We start from the raw sequence: 19,664 nt of genomic DNA on the forward strand, positions 1-19,664 counted from the left end.
TTCTTTTTTTCAAAAATGCACGTTTCTACAGCTACATTTCTTATCATAATTTCATGAGATCATAATTATAAATCTACATATCAAACCTTTATGGTTCAGTCAAAATATGTTTGTTAAATAAAAAGGTAATTTACCTTCTATTTTCACTCCAATATTTTTGATTTTATACGATCGTTTACATTTAATCTCTATTTCGAGTACAATATTAATAGTTACTAGTTCCATTTTTCGGGACTGAGTAAAAAAAAATAAAAATAATTTTGAAGAAGTAAAGAAGAGTCCCTTCTTTAGGGCATTTTGAGGATAACTAAAGGTCTACAACTAAGTCTATATTACTTCAAAATATGAAGTACTATATAGACATGTATATAACAAATTAAATACTACGAAGTAATTTATTGACCTATTAGTTTACGATACTTTTTATCTTACTGAATTTAATGTGTTCTCCATAAAAATATACAGTGTATGCATTTCCTTTTTACCAGCTTGTCTTCCTAAACGGCCAGCAAAGTAGAGTACAAACCAAGTAATAAAAAGAAAAAACAGAGTGATTACAGGAATTAAGTAAGATTTATCTAGTCGTATATTAACATACATCCAAACTACGGTTGCGATAAATAATGTAGCAACTACAAAATGTAAAAACATAAAAAGCGTCCATACTGTAGGACTCGGTCCAAAAAGCCCTTTTAGTTGTGGTTGCTTTTCATCAATATCATAAATCTCGAGATGAAGTTGAGGAGACCAGAAATGCTGATCTTTTTTTGGAATACGTATAAAAATGTGATGATCTACTCGGCTTACTTTAAAATCCTGACAAGTCTTAGCTGTTTTTTCAAAAGCTTCTAGTGCTTCTTCTGATGGTATATCTAAATTCTGAAAAAACCTAGGCCGTAAAACAATATCATTTGAGATTTCCATAAATGCATTTAAGCATCAATGTTACTATATTTTTTATTTTTTATTAATGATTTTTATCAGTTTTAGGAAACTCATTATGAATCTGTCAGAACTATGCAGTAAAATTTAATTATATGATATGAAAGTTTAAGCAATTCCCTTCATAGTAAGTAATGTTGTAACCCAAACAATAACAGAAGAAAAGAATATCCCGACGCTATTGGCTACAAAAGCTTTTCGTTTTTTAACCTTGAATAAATACGTAGCAATACTTCCTGCATACACACCAGTACCAGGAATTGGAATCATAACAAATAAAAGAAGTCCCCAAAATCCATGTTTTTGAATTTTGCTCCCTGATCCTAATTTTGCTCTTCGTGCTACAGATATCGCAGCTTTTTTATAAAATTTCCACCTAAGCAAATAGGTGTTCATCTTTTCCAAAAAAAACATCATCAATGGAAATACCAATACATTAGCAAAAAAACATAAGACAAATACCAAATAGATATTCAATCCATTAAGCATACCATAGGGAATTCCAACTTTGGCCTCTCCAAAGGGAGATAGACTCCACAAAACCGCAATAACTATATCTCGAATCACAAACAATTTTTCTTACAGCATGCAAAGTTAATATTCTAAATGGTTTGTTCGACAATTATCAATCTTAAAAAAGGTCTAAATTATCTTCATAACTCTAATTTTAACAACAAAACTCTTTTTACAACTTCGATAACTTAGGTTCCAGCCACAAATATGCTACACATAATAAAAACAAAAGATAAAAACCTAGAAGTGGTATTGGCCGTATAGTATAGTGCTGGACTATCTCTTTTTTCAACGATTTTTTATAATATCTTCTATTTTCTTCAATTGTCTTATATCGTGTTTGTGATTGCCAATAAGATGTATCTGTTACAAAATATTGAAATGTTTTTGTTGTATCCTGTTCCAAAAACTGGATATTCCACCCAAGGTCTCTAGGATAAGTAACCCCTTTCCATAGGTTTAGTATCTCAATATCTCTACGCATCGAAACACCATATTTTTTATTAATTTTGATTCTTGGTTTTGATATTGATGTTCTCACATCAAAGGCAAAAGGGTGATTCTTATATGCAAGTATTGATGTTGCTCCCCATTCTATTGGTAAAGTTTCTTTACTACTTAAACTAGTAATGAGTTTAGCCCATATTTGTTGATAAGCAGTAGTGTGACCATTTAATAATAATTCATATGTATTTTCTAACACAGTGGTTCCGATTTTACCTTTCCCGATGTGTTTATATCCCGATATGGTTTTAGTGTTAGGTTTAGAATGAATACGTTGTAGTAAAAGTTCATCTTTAAACACAAAAGCGTATTTAGAAAAATTTTTTTTTTTCTGATCATCTAATCTGGTTTCTGTATTTTTTTCTGAAATAAATTCAAAACCTCCTAAACTTTTTGAAGATCTAAAAAAATTAGGGTCTGGTTGGATAAAAATACCCAAACCATTCTCTTTTACAGAATTCTCTAAGGCGGTACGTGATTTTCTGCTCAAATTTTTAAGTGAATTGGCATCAATGATAACAAGATCAAAAGGTTCTAGATTCTTTTTAGAAAAGGCTCCCAAAGGCATTCTTTCCATATTAAAATATTCGAACTTATACCTTCCTTTGGTGATCTGACTTCGAACAAGTACTTCATGCCCCATTTGTGCCAGGTAGTTTTTAAGATACTTTGTTTCAAAAGTCGGAAAACCATTTACCACTACTATTTTTAAAGGAGTATTCTCTTCTACAACTATAGGTATAGGATCTCTAGATAGAATTTTCCCTAAAGAATCTTTTTCAACTAGAGAAAAAAGATAGTTTCCTTTTACATTAAGGTTAGTTGCTAATTGAAATTTTTGTTGTTTATCAAGTGCTAAAGAAACTGAGTCTAAACCTGCTCCTCCTGGGCCTTCTAAAACAAGGATATTCCCTTTTCGAGGATTTGCATATAATCCTGTAAATACCTGACGTTCACCTACACTATTTTTATAATGATATTTAAACCTAACTACTCCAGAAAGTATGTTTTTCCCCAGGTAATTAACCTTATAATTATCCAATTGCCAGAGGTCATAAGGCTTTACACCGTATCCTAGTATAAAAACAGAATCCGGAGTGTTTACATCATCAAAAATAGAATGATTAGCTTTATAATTATATATTTTTAGCTTTTTATGAATTTTCTCCAAGCTATCCAATTGTTCTTGATCATAACCCTCGGTAAGTAAAATCATTTTAGCAACTACATTATTAACAGTAGAAATTGCAGGTTTTAGGGCTATAATAACAAGTGAGGTAATTGCCAAAAAGGCTATTACTATATTTACCCAAAACCTACGTTTCCCGAACCGAGACCATTCTTTCCACCCAAAAATCAACCATAGCACTACCGCTCCAATACCGATTTGCCATATCCAATTCTCATTCAAAAAAGTTATTTGATCAATCATGAATTTCAAGTTCTTTTAATAATAATTCATTAATTTCACTTGTTAACATTTTCTTTTTAAACGGGTTAGGCTGTAATTCGGGAAGCGCATAAAACAAACCTTTCTGTACTTCGGTCAAAATTGAAGATGATATTGCTCTGTCTTCGGTAATCTTTTTTAACTGTTGTAAGGTCTTTAAATACTTCCCTGGATTTTCAATAGCTTTAGCAGCTAATTCATTTCCTGCCTGTTCAAAAAGAAGTTTATCTTCATTGGTAATTGAAGTTTTATTAGATATCAATTGCTCAAGTCTCAAAACCGTCTTGTGAATAGAAGGATATATTTCTGGTAGTTTTAGCTCTTCCTTTTTTCTATAATTAGACACTTCGTCAATTTTACCTGTTAGTCTCTTATCTTCTTTAATTGGTGGAGGGTCAAAACCAATACGATGTACATAGACTCGAGCACTATTTTTTATTTCCTGAATCAATTTAAGTGCTCTATATTGATATGGTAGGGATTTTTCGGGAGTATATAACCGTAAATACAACTCTGCATCCCACATTTCATTAAGTGCTTGTCTTAATTTACTTTTTAAAGATTGTGTAAAAAGAGTTGACTCTTCTGGGTCATCATGATTATGTAAATATTCATGTAGAGGGTCATGAGTTTTCTTGCCATCCTTTTCTTCATCCTGAGGCACTAGGTTATGCTCATTTTCATTATCGTGATCATGGGTGTATGCTGCCAAAGGATCTTCATCGCTATGTTCTTCTTCATCACTATGTTCTTCTTCAGGCATTGCTGTATTTTCCTGATTTGCTGCCCCAAAATCTGATTCATCCCCCATAAATTCACTATACTTAAGGCGTAATACTTTTTGATCAAATCCTAATTCATTACTTTTAAATTTAAAGTCTTTTTCTGATAGCTTCAACTTATCTTTAATGAGTTTTTCTGTATCAATAATTAATTGGCGTTGACTTCTAAAATAATCAGGCATTAGATCCACTCCCATCGTTCCTTCTACTGCAAATTCATCAGAAATTGTATCTTTTATAACCGCAAAAAAGGTTTCACTTCTTGAGGTATTGGGTTTGGGTTGCTTAAGATCTAGTGCTTCAATATAAAAATAAAGCTCATCTCCCGGCTCCATATTCATTTGATCCAGATCTATTTTTTTTGATAAGCTAAGATTTTTACGGCCTCTAAATACTTTGCTGTCAAAATCTAATTTTTCCTCTCTAAACTTAACAGACTCACCAGATCCTTTGCTAACTGTCGCTATGATATATACTTCTGCGACACCAAAATCATCGGTAACAGAGGTTGTAAATGTTATTCTTTTGTTTTCATCATAAGAAAAGGAAGTAAACTGTTTCAAATCTGTAATTTTTATATCTGGGCTTTTATCCTTTATAACTTCAATCGAATATAAATCAGATGCATATGAAACTCCTTGCATATCAGTGAATTTGAAATTATAAAACCCTGATGTATTTAAAATTGAAGTTCTTATATACCCATCATCAGTCAACTTCATAGGATAGCTATTTTCCATACTCTCCATATTTACACTTTTAATTTTGGTGTCAAATTTTATTTCCCAGAACAATCGTGATCCTTCTACAGCTTTTACTTCCATTTTAGAAGTCTTAAGCGAAGGTTTCCCAGTATAAGCAGGGTATTGTATGGTTAACAGCTGACTTTCTAATCTAGGTTGTTGAGTTGAAATTATTGAATCTACAGGTTTAAAAATGATCTCTTCTGGTTGTGTTTTTGGTTCTTGTGACCGTTGTAAATGATCAAGGATATGAAACTGATGTATTAAAAAGCCAGTAAATATAAATAGGCCCATAATAGTACTTCCTCTTAGCAAATGACTTGGAGGCTTTATAGTTTTTATCTTGTCAACAAGCTGTTTTGTTACCTTGTGTTGTTGCAATTTTGCCAAGCTAGAAAGCTGCTCTTCGGGCAATAACAAAAGACCTGTACTATACTCAGCTACATCAAGATGTTGATCAATATAACTGCTCACTTTTTTCAAACCCGGTTTCCATGGTTTCATAAAAACAGTAATCAGTGCAATCCCAAATACCAAAGTAATAACTGAAAATACTGGATTTAAAAACAAGAAATACACAAGAATAGCAGGTCCTAATGCGTACAACAAAATCTCTATCCATAGCATTAATTGCCAACGCTTTTTAAACCGAACTAATATTTTTCCGCCCGACTCCATCATTGCTTTCTATATTTTGCTACGATACGCTCCGTTATCAATAATAGTATTAATAAAAGCCATAGCCATCTAGAAATATCTAAAATAGTAGCATTCTCTTTATTTTGCTTAAAATCCGCAGCTATCGGAAGTAATTCCCCTGTATGTAAAACTCGTTTATCATACCGTCTTATTTTTTCTTCCAGATTTTCATTAAGATTGAGCATCGCCAGTAAATGTTCTGCAAAATACTCATTTACAACATGTTCTGTATTAAGAGGTTTTGTAAGGTAGAAAACATCTTTTGAAGGCCCTTTTTCTATAATGCTATGAGATAAATCATCTGGTTTATAAAGAAGTACTGTCGAAGATGTTTTTGGAATTACGTCTTTGCTTAACCATATTACTGCCTTAAAAGAATCCAGATGTATCGTATCACTATTCTGTACTGTATGTACATCAATAGGTTTGTTAAGATATTTTGATAATGCATTATAAGCAGCTTCAACATATGCCTTTTCATTAGACAAGTTGTCTTCATAAAATACTAATATCCTAACAGGTGATTCTGTAATAAGAGGATACTGTTCTTGTTTTCCGTTTACCAGAAAAATTACACTATCCATCTCTTTATTAAACTCGATTTGATTACTATTCATAGCAACAAGCTCTTTATCAAAAGATAAATGTTGATCATCACTTGATACAGAAAGGAACTCTATTGTATTCTCTTTTTTAACAGCACTAAGGATATTCTTAATTGGTTTTCCAGGATCTAGAATTATCCATGATATATTTTTATGAACCCGTGGCCTCTTTCCTTTTATACCCGATGTGAATGCATTGGTAAAAACTACAATGCTATCTGTTTCTAATGTTTCCATTTCTTTAGCTAATTGCCAATACTTAGGAGTGATGGTAGAGGTTTTAGGTAATGGATCGTTTTGATACTCCGGAAAACCTGATTGTAATAGCCGTATTGGCACTTCAGTCCCTATTGTATCCAAAATAGCACTTACCTCTTCATATTGTACTAGAGAAGGTTCTACAATATAAGTGACGGGCACTTTAGTAATTTTTCTTTTTATCTGCGGTCCAGCGATGAGAAAAACAAGTATACCAATCAATAGTATTCGCAGTAACAAAAGCCACAATTCATTGATTTGAATACTACTCGTTTGTTTTGAATCTGACTCATCAAGTAGTTGAATACTTCCTATTTTAATTGTTTTTCCTTCCTTCTTACTCCATAGATGTATGACTATCGGTACAATAAGTCCCAATAAAGCCCATAGATATGTAGGATTGAGAAAAAACATATCAAATTAGTTTATTTCGTTTCTTCAGAAATACTTGTAAAGCCTCTCCTATATTTTCATTCAACTTAAACAAATGATAACCTATATCATTGGCTAACAGAGTGTTTTTTGTGTTTTTCATCATTTCTTCTAATGCAATAAGGTATTGTTTTTTTGCTATCTTAGCATCTACCTTACGCCTTGCTCCTGTCTCCAGATCTTCAAATGTGACCGTACCTTTATAGTCAAACTCTAGCTCATTTTTACCCATTAAGTGTAATACTATCACTTCGTTTTTAGGTGTTTTTAAACGTTTGACAAAGGAGGTTAATTCTTCACTATGTTCATATAAATCAGTAATAAAAAAGATCAACTCTTTGTGACTTCGATCATGAAGGTTTTTTGATGTATTGGGATCTTCTGGCCATTTTCCTTCGTTCTCAATGTTAATCAATTCTAGCATTAAGCGATTAAAATGTTGTTTTTGAACCTTAGGGTAAAAACTGTATAAACGATGATCATTAAGTGCAAAAAGTCCTACAGCGTCTCCCTGGTTTTGAGACAGGTATGCTAATGAAGCCACTAAAACTTTAGCGTAATCCATTTTAGTCAGTCCTTCTTCCTTATGAAGCATAGAAGTACTGGCGTCTACAATAAATTTTACGGCAATATTACTTTTTATCTCCGATTGTCTAATATAGTATCTTCCTGATCTGGCTAACATTTTCCAATCCAGCAATCGCAAATCATCACCTGGTTCATAATTACGAAATTGACTAAACTCCATTCCCGGACCTACACTTCTACTATGATTATGTCCAGACAGATATCCATCAACTATTACACGTGCAATAAGTGCTAGTCCAGATACACTTTTTATAAGTTCTGGTTTTAATAATTGATGATAATCCTGTTTCACTTATTTTTTCCATTTGTAGCTACCGGAATAGCTTTTAATAGTTGATGAGTAACCTCATCTGATATTATCCCTTCGGATTCTGCTCTAAAATTTACAATAACCCTGTGGCGTAATACAGGTATAGCTACATGTTCTATATCTTCAAGTGTAACCGATAAGCGTCCCTTCATCAAAGCACGTGCTTTGGCTGTTAATATCATTGCCTGGCCTGCTCTTGGACCTGCTCCCCAATTCACCCACTCTTTTACGTATGCATTTGTAGTGGTTTCTGGCCGTGTTGCTCGTATTAGCTTACTGACAAATGTGATAAGATCATCACTAATGGGTACTTCTCTTACCAGGTCTTGTAATCTTAATATATCCTCTCCTGTAATTACTTTATTAAGTGTTTCTTTTTTGGTACCTGTAGTATTTTTTAAAATAGTAGTTTCCTCTAACTCACTGGGATATCCAATTTTTATATATAACAAGAAACGATCTTGTTGTGCTTCTGGGAGCATAAATGTACCTGATTGTTCTATAGGATTTTGAGTCGCGAGAATAAAAAATGGCTTGTCAAGAGCATAGGTTTTACCAGAATATGTCACCTCAAATTCCTGCATCGCTTCTAACAGTGCCGCTTGAGTTTTTGGTGGGGTTCGGTTAATCTCATCTGCCAAAATAATATTTGCAAAAATGGGCCCTTTATTAAACTTAAAAAATTTCTTTCCGGTACTATAATCTTCTTCAAGTATTTCGGTACCAATAATATCAGATGGCATTAGATCTGGTGTAAATTGTATTCTTTTAAATTTCAAATCAATGGCTTGTGCCAATGTTCTTATCATTAATGTTTTTGCCAATCCCGGAACTCCTTCTAACAATGCATGTCCACCTGCCAGAAAAGTAATAAGTAATTGCTCTACGGTTTCCTCCTGCCCTGTAATTACCTTACCAATTTCTTTTTTTAAATTCGTAAGCTTCTCTGTAAGTACATTCACCTCTTGCTCAATACTTGCTAAATTTTTATCCATACACCTTCTTTTATGATGTCAATGCATACATCACTATATTTACCCCAAATCGGGTATTATCAATTTTATACCATCGTTTATTTCGAAAATCATAGTCCCATTCACAACCATAATCTTTATTGCTGAATAGAACCCCTATCCTGCCATTAATTTCAATAGCTTTTAAATAATCATGTACAAGATCATCTCCCCATCCGTTAAGTTCCTGAGACGTAGTGGGCGGGCCATCTTCAAATTCGAAGAAAACGTTATATATCTCATGGTTATTAGGGATTTTTTTTAATTGTTGAGGTCCAAAGATATCCTCCATTTGCCGTTCAAATGATTTTGAGAATAAACCGTCAATATCATGATTACAATCATCTGCAAATACAAACCCACCGTTCTTAACATATTTCTCAAAATTCTCTCTTTCCTTCTTTGTAAATTGCACTAGTTTATGCCCAGATATGTAGCAAAATGGGCTTTTGAATATTTCATCGCTACTCAGGGATATAATTTTTTCTTGCGTATCTACTTTTAAGGTAGTGTACTCCACTAGAGAGTTTAAAAGGTTGGAAGGCATTCTTTGATCTACATCCCAATCTCCCGACTCATATTGCAATCTTGTAAAAAAAAACTTATTACTCAATGCAGTTATTATTTTGACTTTCATAAATACTCTAACCCACAAAATCTTAAAGCTAGAAGTTAGAATAGTTACGAAAGAAAAACTGGTCATCATGAAGCTAAGCAAAACGACCAGTTTATGTTATTAATTAAAGTTATACCGCATCAGACAAACTCGTAAATGTGAAATCTCTCACCTTCATATAAGGCACTAAATTACCATTTATCCTAACTTGCTTACCGAGTGTTTCGAGATTATTGAGCATGATAATCGGGCTCTCATTAAATCTGAAGTTCTTTACCGGATGTTTTATTTTTCCATTTTCGATATAGAACGTTCCATCCCTGGTAAGACCTGTATATAAAAGAGTTTGAGGGTCTACATTTCTGATATACCATAATCTGGTAACCAAAATTCCTTTTTTGGTTCCTTTAATAAGGTCTTCTAAAGATTCATCTCCTCCTTGCATAATAAAATTAGATGGAAAAGGTACTGGGTCGACTCCTTTCTTTTTTGCCCAGTAACGGCCATAGGCCAAATTTTTCACTACCCCATTTTCTATCCAATTCATCTTCTTTAAAGGTTGCCCTGCGCCATTCCATGTTCTAGTAGGAACATCTTGATTTAAAGGATCCGACCAAATATTTACTCGTTCGTCTACGATTTTTTCTCCTAATTTGGTTCCTCCCCCTTCTTTAGACATAAAGCTACGCCCTTCATCTGCGGTTCGTGCATTGAGAGCACTTCCTATGTTTTGCAGTAAACCAACTGATGCCGCAGGTTCTAGAATTACGGTATATTTTCCTGGCTCAATAGCTTTGGCTTTTTTTGACATTACTGCTTTATCTATCGCTATACTAGAAGCTTTTACCGCATCAAATTTATTAACATCATTAAAGTCACGAGATACCCATCCTGATCCTGTACCATCGTTAGTTCTCATTGTAACAGTGAAATCAGAATTCGTAGATTGATTATATGCAAAAAGCCCTTTAGAATTCATTATTGCACTAAACCCATATGAGTCATTAAAAAACCCAGCAGCTGTAACATCTTTTGCCGCGGCGGGCTCAATACTACTACTTGCTACTGTAGCACGATACTCTGGTGAGATATTGGCCGAAGTCTTGTTAAAAGTTATTGATTTATCATAAGTTTGAGGCCCCAAAGCTTCCATAAACTCAGGGTTTTCTGGTGAAAGTTTTGCTAACTCTTCTGCCCTTTTTACTACTTTTTTCAAGGATTCATCATCAAACTCATCAATTGTAGCCGTCCCCGATTTTTTTCCGAAATTAGATTGTACCACCAAATTTTGATTAGATCGATGACCCGCAGTAGAAACTGTATTACGTGCATAGCGGATATTACCACTTTCGCTTCCGCTCATATTTATTTCACAAGCATCAGCAGTAGAAAAGCTTAATGCTTTTTCCATAATTTGCTTTGCTTCTTCTTTTGTATATATTGCCATGATGTTTTTATTAATTGTTGGAAAAAGATGTTTTAAATAGTTCTACCTGTATTAATCACATTCACATTATTGAATCTGGTAGTAGAACTTCCGTGTGATACAGCACTTATCTGAGAAGGCTGTCCTTTACCATCAAAGAACGATCCGAATAACCTATAGTCATCTTTGTCGCATATTTTGGCACAAGAATTCCAAAACTCCTGTGTATTAGATTGATAAGCAACGTCATCTAACATTCCTACAATCGCTCCATTTTTAATTTCGTAGAAAGCGATACCTCCAAACTGAAAATTATATCGTTGCTGATCTATAGAATACGAACCTCTACCTGCAATATAAATTCCTTTTTCTACATCTTTTATCATGTCATTAACATTATACTTCTCTTTACCTGGTTCTAACGAAACATTAGGCATACGCTGAAATTGTACATCATTCCAACTCTGAGAATAACAGCAGCCATGAGATTCATTCTGATCTATCATATGAACCTGATCTCTGATCGCTTGATAATTGGTTAACACACCATCACGTACAAGATCCCATTGCTTTGTTTTTACTCCTTCATCATCATACCCAACAGCTCCAAGAGATCCAACTTGTGTTTTATCTGCTACCAGATTTACAATATCACTACCATACTTAAAGTTTTTGGTTTTCCATTTATCAAGAGTAGCAAAACTTGTACCTGCATAGTTTGCTTCATACCCCAATACCCGATCTAATTCTAGAGGATGCCCTACCGATTCATGAATGGTTAATCCTAAGTGATTAGGCTCTAATACCAAGTCATACTTACCAGCATCTACTGATTTGGCACTCAATCTTTCTTTAGCTTGCTTGGCTGCTATACTAGCATCTTCTATCATATCATAACTACCCCTGTACAGTTTCATTCCTGCTGGTCCGTCTAATTTTTCTGAATCCAAACCATCCATATACTCATATCCCATTCCCATAGGAGCACTCATTGCCTGACGTGATTTAAATTTATTATTAGCGCGATCAATAGCAGTAACCGTAAATGTTGGCCATATACGATGAACATCTTGATCTATATATGATCCATCTGTAGATGCAAAATATTTTTGTTCATTCACCATAAAAAGGCCTGAATTCACAAAATTGGCTCCATTTTTCATTGCAGCTGCATTAGCACTAAGTAACAAATCTACTTTCTCTGAAATAGGTACCTTCTTGAAATCCTTTGTAATAGGCGTTTTCCAGGTAACTTCTCCATGAGATTTTACCGGAGCTAGTTTTACAGGTACTTTTTGAATTTTTGAGTTTGCCTTTGCAATGGCAATCGCTTGTTCTGTTGCTTTCTTAATCCCTTTTTCAGTTACATTATTGGTAGAAGCAAATCCCCAGGTACCATTGGCGATAACTCTAATACCAATCCCAAAAGATTCTGTATTTACTACATTCTGAACCTTATCTTCTCTAGTAAATACATATTGATTCAGGTATCTACCTATTCTTGCATCTGCATATGATGCTCCCAAAGTTTTGGCAGTATTCAATGCTATATCAGCAAGGCTTTTTTTGATTGCGACATCCATCCCCGGATTTAGCAAAGCTTCTGCGGAAATATTATTTCCCATAAGCATGGATGGCATCATTAATGCGCTAGATCCCAGTCCGGCGTATTTAACAAAATCTCTTCGTTTCATATAAACCTCCTTTTTTGATTGAATGAATATTTATTTAGTTATGATCTTTACTATTTTAATGTATACTATGTTTTAAATTTATAAACATAACTCATTAGTATATATCATTTTTTGCAAGAAATACATTTGTTGTTATTTCAGAAACAACTTAAGAAAAAGTATTAGCGTTTTTATTCTTTATGATCACCCCAAGCTAAAAATCATATCATACCAAAAAGAAGCTAATTAAATTCACTTATTATTTTTAGTATTGCACTAAAAGTAGAAAATTTATGTCAAATAACAAGAATGCCAAAAAATGTTAAAAAAGGAGTAAGAATTTTCATTCAAAAAAATAACAGAATTCAAAAAAAATAAACATAAAAACCTTAAAATCAACAAGATAAAAAAATGAAATTCCTCTAAAACATATTCAAAAAATTACTCATAAAATACCTGATCCTCCAGATTTTAACAGATTTAAAATTTTGTTAAACTTTTATTTTTTTAACATTATTGTTATCAGAAACACAAAATACCACTATATAATCTACTCATTTACAACACAAAAACAATATTAACCTATACATATAAGAAGTCATACCAACATCTTATCTTTTAATAAAATTCATCCTTAGCTGTGTAACCTTTGTTACTGATATTATTTTTATGATGTTTTACTTTTATCCAAAATTCATCAACATGTTTGGTAAAGGTTCAAAATTGTATAGTATTTTGTTTTTAAAATGTCCTAGATGTCATAATGGACCATTTCTAGAAGCTAACCCATATCATTTGAAACACTTCAATAAAGTAAAAAAAAGATGTCCTTCCTGTCAGTTAAAATATAGTATAGAACCCAGTTTTTATTATGGTTCGATGTATGTTTCTTATGCCGTTGGTATAGCCATAAGCATCGCGGTTTTTATTCTAATACAGCTATTTGGATTAAATCTAACTCCAATGTACATTTTTATCACCATTGTTACATCTCTTATACTTTTAATGCCATACATCGGAGCTGTTTCAAAGTTGATTTGGGCAAATTTTTTCTTTACCTATGATGCATCTATGGCTAAAACCAAACAAGACCCCAAATGATTCAAGAGTTAAAAAACAGTTACGGACGCCAATTTGAAAATGCTTTGATAAATGATATACTGCAAGTCGGAACTTTTAGAGAAGTTCCTGAAGGGTATAAATTGATTGAGATTGGAGATTACATCAAAGGAATGCCATTGCTTGTATCTGGTGCTGTAAAAATACTTAGAGAAGACAAAGAAGGAGACGAATTGCTATTATATTACTTAGAACGAGGTGATACCTGCTCAATGGCAATGACTTGCTGCATTGGCCAAACCCGTAGTGAGATTAGAGCAATAGCTGAAGTAGACACCAAACTTATTATGATTCCCATTAGAAAAATGGAAGAATGGACAGCTAAATATAAGTCCTGGAGAAATTTTGTTTTTGAAAGTTATCATAATCGATTAAACGAACTCCTTATCACTTTAGATAGTATTGCGTTTGATAGAATGGATGAACGCCTGGTTAATTACCTAAAGGAAAAAGCACGAGTTAATAATGAGTATATTATTCGTAATACACATCAGGAAATTGCACAAGAGCTACATAGTTCTAGGGTAGTTATATCTCGCTTATTAAAAAAATTAGAACAAATAGATAAAATAGAATTACATAGAAATTATATCAAAATTCTTGATTTATCATAGTTATGCAACCAATGTTACTGGTCATATATTTATGTTCAGTTACTTTTAGTTATAAATCGCACATACATGTTAAAACGATATTTTCCTGTTTTTCAATGGCTTCCAGATTATAAAAAATCATTTTTATCAGGAGATATTGCTGCAGGCTTAACCGTCGGTATAATGTTAATTCCACAAGGAATGGCATATGCTATGATCGCAGGTCTTCCTCCAGTATTTGGACTATACGCTGCCTTGATTCCTCAAATAATTTATGCTATTATGGGTACTTCAAGACAATTGGCAGTTGGTCCCGTAGCCATGGATTCCCTGCTTGTAGCATCTGGATTGGGTGCACTTTCAATTTTGGGTATTGAAGAATATATATCCATGGCGATTTTTCTCTCTCTTTTTATGGGTAGTATTCAACTTATCCTGGGATTGTTAAAAATGGGGTTTTTGGTTAATTTTTTATCTAAACCTGTCATAAGCGGTTTTACTTCTGCAGCTGCAATCATAATTGGACTTAGCCAATTAAAACATCTATTAGGAACAGAAATCGAACGAAGTAACCAGGTGCATATCTTATTATATAATGCATCCAAAACCATAGATGAAACTAATTTTTTAACCTTAACTATCGGTATTCTAGCAATTGTATTTATTAAAATCATAAAAAAAATAAACAAAAAAATTCCTGCAGCTTTAATTATTGTTATTCTCGGAATCGTTGGTGTTTATACCTCGGGTATCCATGATATGGGTGTAAAAATTGTTGGTGTAATACCAAAAGGGTTACCAGAATTTGGGATACCTTCTGTTGATTATTCAAGAGTTTCAGAATTGGTGCCCATTGCTCTTACCTTAGCTCTTATTGCTTTTATGGAGGCTATTTCTGTTGCCAAAGCTGTAGAAGAAAAACATACAGAATATGAAGTTAATCCGAATCAGGAATTAATTGCATTGGGAGCTTCTAATATTATTGGTTCTTTTTTTCAATCCTACCCTACTACAGGTGGCTTTTCAAGAACAGCAGTTAATGATCAAGCTGGTGCAAAAACAGGTATAGCTCCAATTATAAGTGCTGTAGTGGTTGGATTAACTTTATTATTTCTCACTCCCCTATTTTATTATTTACCCAATGCGATTCTGGCAGCTATAATCATGGTAGCAGTATTTGGATTGATCGATATAAAATATCCTATTGCTCTTTTTAAAAACAGAAAAGACGAATTTGGTCTCCTCATCCTCACCTTTTTGATTACCCTTACTATAGGTATTAAAGAAGGTATATTATCAGGAGTACTATTTTCTTTATTGATAGTGGTTTATAGAACTTCAAAGCCTCACATTGCGATTTTAGGAAAAATAAAAGGCACCAATTATTTCAAAAACATTAATCGTTTTAGCAATGATATTGAAATGCAACACCACATTTTGGTTATCCGTTTTGATGCTCAACTATACTTCGGAAACAAAGATTATTTCAAAAAAGAACTCTATAAACAGGTAGACCTAAAGGAAAAAGAGCTTAAAACCATTATTCTTAATGCAGAAGCCATAAATTACATAGACAGTAGTGCTGTTCATGTACTCAAACAGATTGTAAAAGATCTCAAAAACAAAGATATTCAGTTTATTATTGCCGGGGCAATAGGACCTACTCGGGATATTATATTTAGTAGTGGTCTGATCAATATTATAGGTAAAGAAAATCTTTTTGTAAAAGTTTATGAAGCATATGACCACTGTAATAATCCTAGTGAAAAGACTGCCATACAAGAAAAAATTTCTCAGCAGACAAAAAAATCATCTTCTGTAACCTAAGTAACTGTAAAAGAATAGAATCCAAAGTACCTTTATAGTATAAACCTTTAAAAATGAATACTCATGAAAATAGAACAAATTTATACGGGATGTTTAGCACATGCTGCTTATTATATAGAAAGTAATGGAGAGGCTGCAGTTTTTGATCCTCTTAGAGAAGTACAGCCTTATATCGACCGTGCAACTGAGGACAATGCACAAATAAAGTATGTTTTTGAAACACATTTTCATGCAGATTTTGTGAGTGGTCACTTAGATTTAAGAAAAAAAACAGGAGCAGAAATTGTTTTTGGCCCCAGTGCAAAACCAGATTATGATGCCACAATAGCAGAAGATGACCAGGTTTTTGAAATTGGAAATTATAAAATCAAAGTAATCCATACACCAGGTCATACTATGGAAAGTACTACATACTTACTTATAGATGACGAAGGAAAAGAGCATGGAATTATTACCGGAGACACATTATTTATTGGCGATGTAGGACGTCCTGACCTTGCGCAACATGTGGTATCTGAGTTAACCGAAGAAAAATTAGCTGGTCATTTATATGATTCTCTTCGTAACAAAATAATGCCTCTAAGCGACAATTTGATTGTATATCCTAATCATGGGGCTGGTTCTGCTTGTGGTAAAATGATGAGTAAAGAAACGACAGATACTTTGGGGCACCAGAAAAAAGTAAATTATGCGTTGCGTAAAGACATGACTAAAGAAGAATTTATCGATGCATTGCTTACCGGATTAACTAATCCTCCAGGGTATTTTCCTCAAAATGTCTTAATGAATATTAAAGGTTATGATAGCCTTGATGAAGTGATGGATCGTGCTATAAAACCATTACTTCCAGACGCTTTTGAAGTGGTCGCTAATGAGACAGATGCATTAATGCTTGATACCAGAAATGCAGAAGATTTTGCCAAAGGATATATTCCTAATAGTATAAATATTGGTTTAGAAGGGAGTTTTGCTCAATGGGTTGGAGAAATGATTCCCGATGTGAAACAAAAAATACTACTTATTACCTACCCAGGAAAAGAAAAAGAAGCAATTACCCGATTATCAAGAGTAGGATACGATAATACTGTTGGATATCTTGATAATGGTTTTGATTCATGGAAAAATGCTAAAAAAGAGTTTGAAACTTCAAAAAGAGTTATCGCAGAAGAATTTGGAAAATCGTATACCAAAGAAAAATCTTTAGTTTTTGATATTCGTAAAAAAAGTGAGTATAACTCAGAACACATTATTGATGCAACAAATATTCCTTTAAACGAGATTAATAAACATTTAGCAAAATTCCCTAAGGATAAATCTTTTGTTATATACTGTGCAGGTGGATACAGAAGTATGATCGCCTCTTCTATTTTAAAACAAAGAGGGTGGACTCAATTTGCAGATGTGATTGGTGGGTTCGAAGAGATCGCAAAAACTGATATTCCAAAATCAGAGTATATCTGTCCAACTACAATGTTATAAATGTATAAAAACAAAAAAATACCTGAATTTCAAATAAATAGGTTCAGGTGTTTGTTTTTAATGTATTGTCAAAATTCAGGCTACTACGATTACATAAAACAATACTATTGTAGAATAATCCTTTAATATAATCTCGCTATGATATCAATTTTCAAGACTCTCTTTAAAACATCAAACCAATCAACAAATGCCATCATCAGAATTGATGCTCTCGCTTTCAAAGAAGCTATCTCAGGAAAAAAAGATCTGCAATTAGTAGACGTAAGAACTTCCAATGAATATACTAACGGACATATTGATGGTGCTTTTAATATCGATTACTTCAAGCAAATGGTATTTAAATCATCATTTAATGCATTTAATAAAGAAGAACCTATATATGTATACTGCAGAAGCGGTAATCGAAGTCAGAAAGCAGCTGCAATGTTAGCCGAAATGGGGTTTACAAATATTGTTGATTTAAAAGGTGGTTTTATCGCGTGGAAAAGGCTTTAAAAGTAAAACCATAAAACATTGATTTACAAATAAAAAACTATTTATTCTTTGTTCTATGTAACCTAAGTTACCATAACTATAAAATTTAAAAAGTACTTTTAAAATACAAACATAAAGAAGGCATAAATGAAATCACATTATCAAATTCTCATTATAGGAGGTGGTACTGCAGGAATAATGACAGCTGCTCGTTTACTCAAAAAAGATAATCGTTTAGATATTGCAATAATAGAACCTGCAGATACACATTACTACCAACCAGCTTGGACTTTGGTAGGTGCCGGAACCTATAGGTATAAAAAAACTGCAAAACCTATGGCATCTGTAATACCAAAAAAGGTAGATTGGATTAAAGATTTTGCTTCTGCATTTGATCCAGAAAACAATTCGGTATCTACACAATCTAATGGAAATATAACCTATGATTATTTGGTAGTTGCGCCTGGGTTAGTGATGGAGCCTTCGATGATAGAAGGTCTTCAGGAAGCCTTAGACAAGGGAGTAGTTTGCAGTAATTATACAAACCCAAAGCACACATGGGAAGTGATTAAAAACTTCAAAGGAGGTAATGCTATTTTTACACAACCAACAACTCCTATTAAATGTGGTGGAGCTCCTCAAAAAATTGCTTATCTAGCCGCAGATTATTTCAAGAAAAAAGGTATTGACACTACATCAAATGTAATTTTTGCTACTCCGGGTTCTGTTATTTTTGGTGTTAAAACCATTCGGGACACTTTGATGAAAGTTATCGGTCGATACGGTATTCACTTCAAGCCTTTCTATGCTCCTCATAAAATAGATGCTGAAAATAAGTTTATTTATTTTAGGCATGTAGCTCCCGAAGAGAATAAATGTGTTATTAATGAAGATGCAACAATTGGTGAAGTTTCTACAGAAGATAGTATTATTAAGCTTCCGTTTGATATGTTACACATTGCTCCACCTCAAGCTGCACCAAAATTTATAAGAACTTCATCTTTGGTTAATGACGCCGGATGGCTCGATGTAGATCATCATTCACTACAACATAATAAATACCTCAACATATTTGGATTAGGGGATGTCGCTGCACTTCCTACAGCAAAAACCGGTGCTGCTATACGAAAACAAGCACCGGTTGTTGTTGATAATATCTTAAGATTACTTAAACACCAGGAAGCCAGTAACAAAGAGTATAATGGATACTCTTCTTGCCCTCTGGTTACAGGGTATGGTAAAATGACACTCGCAGAATTTGATTACGATGGTAATTTTACTCCAGATCCAAAATTAAAACGAATGTTTGTCTTTAATAGTGCTAAGGAGCATTGGAGGTTATATATGTTCAAAAAGGTAATGTTACCTTATCTATATTGGAAGAAAATGCTAAAAGGAAAAGATGTGTAAGCTGTGTTAACTAGTTCTTTTTATGGTGTAACTGGTTGATATATTTCCCAACAACAATAGCAGTTAGAATCACTAAATAAAATTGGCCCATCATCCCGACCAAAATAGCTGCTTTTTGTGATAAAGAGGTTACTGGTATAATTTCTCCATAACCAATAGTCATTAGAGTAATATAACTATAATACATCAGTCGTTCTGTAAACAGTTG

Annotated in this window: 17 protein-coding genes; 6 read left to right on the forward strand and 11 right to left on the reverse strand. The window is 33.2% G+C overall.

All coding sequences use genetic code 11. The annotated features are described in order from the left end of the window. Positions 1 to 423 precede the first annotated feature (423 nt). The 10 genes from ATE84_RS19560 to ATE84_RS19605 form a co-directional block, all read right to left on the reverse strand. A complete protein-coding gene (locus tag ATE84_RS19560; RefSeq protein ID WP_101449567.1) occupies positions 424 to 924 on the reverse strand; it encodes a GTP-binding protein in 501 nt (166 codons plus the stop codon). A gap of 126 nt (positions 925 to 1,050) precedes the next feature. Beyond that, the gene (locus ATE84_RS19565; protein WP_101449568.1) at positions 1,051 to 1,509 is read right to left on the reverse strand and encodes a small multi-drug export protein; all 459 of its coding nucleotides are present in this window, start codon (positions 1,507 to 1,509) and stop codon (positions 1,051 to 1,053) included. A gap of 118 nt (positions 1,510 to 1,627) precedes the next feature. After that, complete coding sequence (locus ATE84_RS19570; RefSeq protein ID WP_101449569.1) at positions 1,628 to 3,391, reverse strand: hypothetical protein; 1,764 nt, start codon at positions 3,389 to 3,391, stop codon at positions 1,628 to 1,630. Then, on the reverse strand, positions 3,384 to 5,615 hold the full coding sequence (locus ATE84_RS19575; protein WP_101449570.1) for a tryptophan-rich sensory protein: 2,232 nt from the start codon (positions 5,613 to 5,615) through the stop codon (positions 3,384 to 3,386). Before ATE84_RS19575 ends, ATE84_RS19570 begins: the two co-directional genes overlap by 8 nt. Continuing rightward, a complete protein-coding gene (locus ATE84_RS19580) occupies positions 5,612 to 6,910 on the reverse strand; it encodes a BatA domain-containing protein (protein ID WP_101449571.1) in 1,299 nt (432 codons plus the stop codon). The genes ATE84_RS19575 and ATE84_RS19580 overlap by 4 nt, the downstream gene beginning before the upstream one ends. Before the next feature lies 1 nt (position 6,911). After that, positions 6,912 to 7,808 (reverse strand): DUF58 domain-containing protein, encoded by an 897-nt coding sequence (locus ATE84_RS19585; RefSeq protein ID WP_101449572.1) that lies wholly within the window; start codon positions 7,806 to 7,808, stop codon positions 6,912 to 6,914. Next, positions 7,805 to 8,821: a MoxR family ATPase gene (locus ATE84_RS19590; protein ID WP_101449573.1), complete on the reverse strand. Its 1,017-nt coding sequence runs from the start codon at positions 8,819 to 8,821 to the stop codon at positions 7,805 to 7,807. The genes ATE84_RS19585 and ATE84_RS19590 overlap by 4 nt, the downstream gene beginning before the upstream one ends. Before the next feature lie 10 nt (positions 8,822 to 8,831). After that, positions 8,832 to 9,452, reverse strand: a complete 621-nt coding sequence (locus ATE84_RS19595; RefSeq protein WP_101451111.1) for a DUF4159 domain-containing protein — start codon at positions 9,450 to 9,452, stop codon at positions 8,832 to 8,834. 133 nt (positions 9,453 to 9,585) lie between these two features. Then, on the reverse strand, positions 9,586 to 10,902 hold the full coding sequence (locus ATE84_RS19600; protein ID WP_101449574.1) for a TldD/PmbA family protein: 1,317 nt from the start codon (positions 10,900 to 10,902) through the stop codon (positions 9,586 to 9,588). 32 nt (positions 10,903 to 10,934) lie between these two features. Continuing rightward, entirely contained in the window at positions 10,935 to 12,575 is a 1,641-nt protein-coding gene (locus ATE84_RS19605; RefSeq protein WP_101449575.1) for a TldD/PmbA family protein, read from the reverse strand. Positions 12,576 to 13,256: 681 nt separating this feature from the next. Between ATE84_RS19605 and ATE84_RS19610 the strand changes: the two genes are divergently transcribed. The 6 genes from ATE84_RS19610 (at position 13,257) to ATE84_RS19635 (ending at position 19,456) form a co-directional block, all read left to right on the forward strand. Next, on the forward strand, positions 13,257 to 13,655 hold the full coding sequence (locus tag ATE84_RS19610; protein ID WP_101449576.1) for a DUF983 domain-containing protein: 399 nt from the start codon (positions 13,257 to 13,259) through the stop codon (positions 13,653 to 13,655). Beyond that, a complete protein-coding gene (locus ATE84_RS19615; RefSeq protein WP_101449577.1) occupies positions 13,652 to 14,287 on the forward strand; it encodes a Crp/Fnr family transcriptional regulator in 636 nt (211 codons plus the stop codon). The genes ATE84_RS19610 and ATE84_RS19615 overlap by 4 nt, the downstream gene beginning before the upstream one ends. Before the next feature lie 66 nt (positions 14,288 to 14,353). After that, positions 14,354 to 16,093, forward strand: a complete 1,740-nt coding sequence (locus ATE84_RS19620; protein ID WP_101449578.1) for a SulP family inorganic anion transporter — start codon at positions 14,354 to 14,356, stop codon at positions 16,091 to 16,093. A 63-nt stretch (positions 16,094 to 16,156) separates the two neighbouring features. After that, a complete protein-coding gene (locus ATE84_RS19625) occupies positions 16,157 to 17,572 on the forward strand; it encodes a rhodanese-like domain-containing protein (RefSeq protein ID WP_101449579.1) in 1,416 nt (471 codons plus the stop codon). A 138-nt stretch (positions 17,573 to 17,710) separates the two neighbouring features. Continuing rightward, positions 17,711 to 18,067 (forward strand): rhodanese-like domain-containing protein, encoded by a 357-nt coding sequence (locus ATE84_RS19630; RefSeq protein WP_101449580.1) that lies wholly within the window; start codon positions 17,711 to 17,713, stop codon positions 18,065 to 18,067. Positions 18,068 to 18,193: 126 nt separating this feature from the next. After that, a complete protein-coding gene (locus ATE84_RS19635; protein WP_101449581.1) occupies positions 18,194 to 19,456 on the forward strand; it encodes an FAD/NAD(P)-binding oxidoreductase in 1,263 nt (420 codons plus the stop codon). Between the two features lie 10 nt (positions 19,457 to 19,466). Here the strand turns inward: ATE84_RS19635 and ATE84_RS19640 are convergent, their stop codons facing one another. Beyond that, a complete protein-coding gene (locus ATE84_RS19640; protein WP_101449582.1) occupies positions 19,467 to 19,643 on the reverse strand; it encodes an ion channel in 177 nt (58 codons plus the stop codon). Between the last annotated feature and the right edge of the window lie 21 nt (positions 19,644 to 19,664).

It is taken from the genome of Aquimarina sp. MAR_2010_214 (genome assembly GCF_002846555.1).
Taxonomy (GTDB): Bacteria; Bacteroidota; Bacteroidia; order Flavobacteriales; family Flavobacteriaceae; genus Aquimarina.

What these genes read in the sequence shown, in the direction of transcription:
- ATE84_RS19605 (WP_101449575.1), bottom strand. Translation starts at nt 12,575, where the DNA reads ATGAAACGAAGAGATTTTGTTAAATACGCCGGACTGGGATCTAGCGCA.
- ATE84_RS19610 (WP_101449576.1), top strand. Translation starts at nt 13,257, where the DNA reads ATGTTTGGTAAAGGTTCAAAATTGTATAGTATTTTGTTTTTAAAATGT.
- ATE84_RS19620 (WP_101449578.1), top strand. Translation starts at nt 14,354, where the DNA reads ATGTTAAAACGATATTTTCCTGTTTTTCAATGGCTTCCAGATTATAAA.
- ATE84_RS19615 (WP_101449577.1), top strand. Translation starts at nt 13,652, where the DNA reads ATGATTCAAGAGTTAAAAAACAGTTACGGACGCCAATTTGAAAATGCT.
- ATE84_RS19625 (WP_101449579.1), top strand. Translation starts at nt 16,157, where the DNA reads ATGAAAATAGAACAAATTTATACGGGATGTTTAGCACATGCTGCTTAT.
- ATE84_RS19590 (WP_101449573.1), bottom strand. Translation starts at nt 8,821, where the DNA reads ATGGATAAAAATTTAGCAAGTATTGAGCAAGAGGTGAATGTACTTACA.
- ATE84_RS19575 (WP_101449570.1), bottom strand. Translation starts at nt 5,615, where the DNA reads ATGATGGAGTCGGGCGGAAAAATATTAGTTCGGTTTAAAAAGCGTTGG.
- ATE84_RS19635 (WP_101449581.1), top strand. Translation starts at nt 18,194, where the DNA reads ATGAAATCACATTATCAAATTCTCATTATAGGAGGTGGTACTGCAGGA.
- ATE84_RS19600 (WP_101449574.1), bottom strand. Translation starts at nt 10,902, where the DNA reads ATGGCAATATATACAAAAGAAGAAGCAAAGCAAATTATGGAAAAAGCA.
- ATE84_RS19570 (WP_101449569.1), bottom strand. Translation starts at nt 3,391, where the DNA reads ATGATTGATCAAATAACTTTTTTGAATGAGAATTGGATATGGCAAATC.
- ATE84_RS19630 (WP_101449580.1), top strand. Translation starts at nt 17,711, where the DNA reads ATGATATCAATTTTCAAGACTCTCTTTAAAACATCAAACCAATCAACA.
- ATE84_RS19580 (WP_101449571.1), bottom strand. Translation starts at nt 6,910, where the DNA reads ATGTTTTTTCTCAATCCTACATATCTATGGGCTTTATTGGGACTTATT.
- ATE84_RS19640 (WP_101449582.1), bottom strand. Translation starts at nt 19,643, where the DNA reads ATGTATTATAGTTATATTACTCTAATGACTATTGGTTATGGAGAAATT.
- ATE84_RS19560 (WP_101449567.1), bottom strand. Translation starts at nt 924, where the DNA reads ATGGAAATCTCAAATGATATTGTTTTACGGCCTAGGTTTTTTCAGAAT.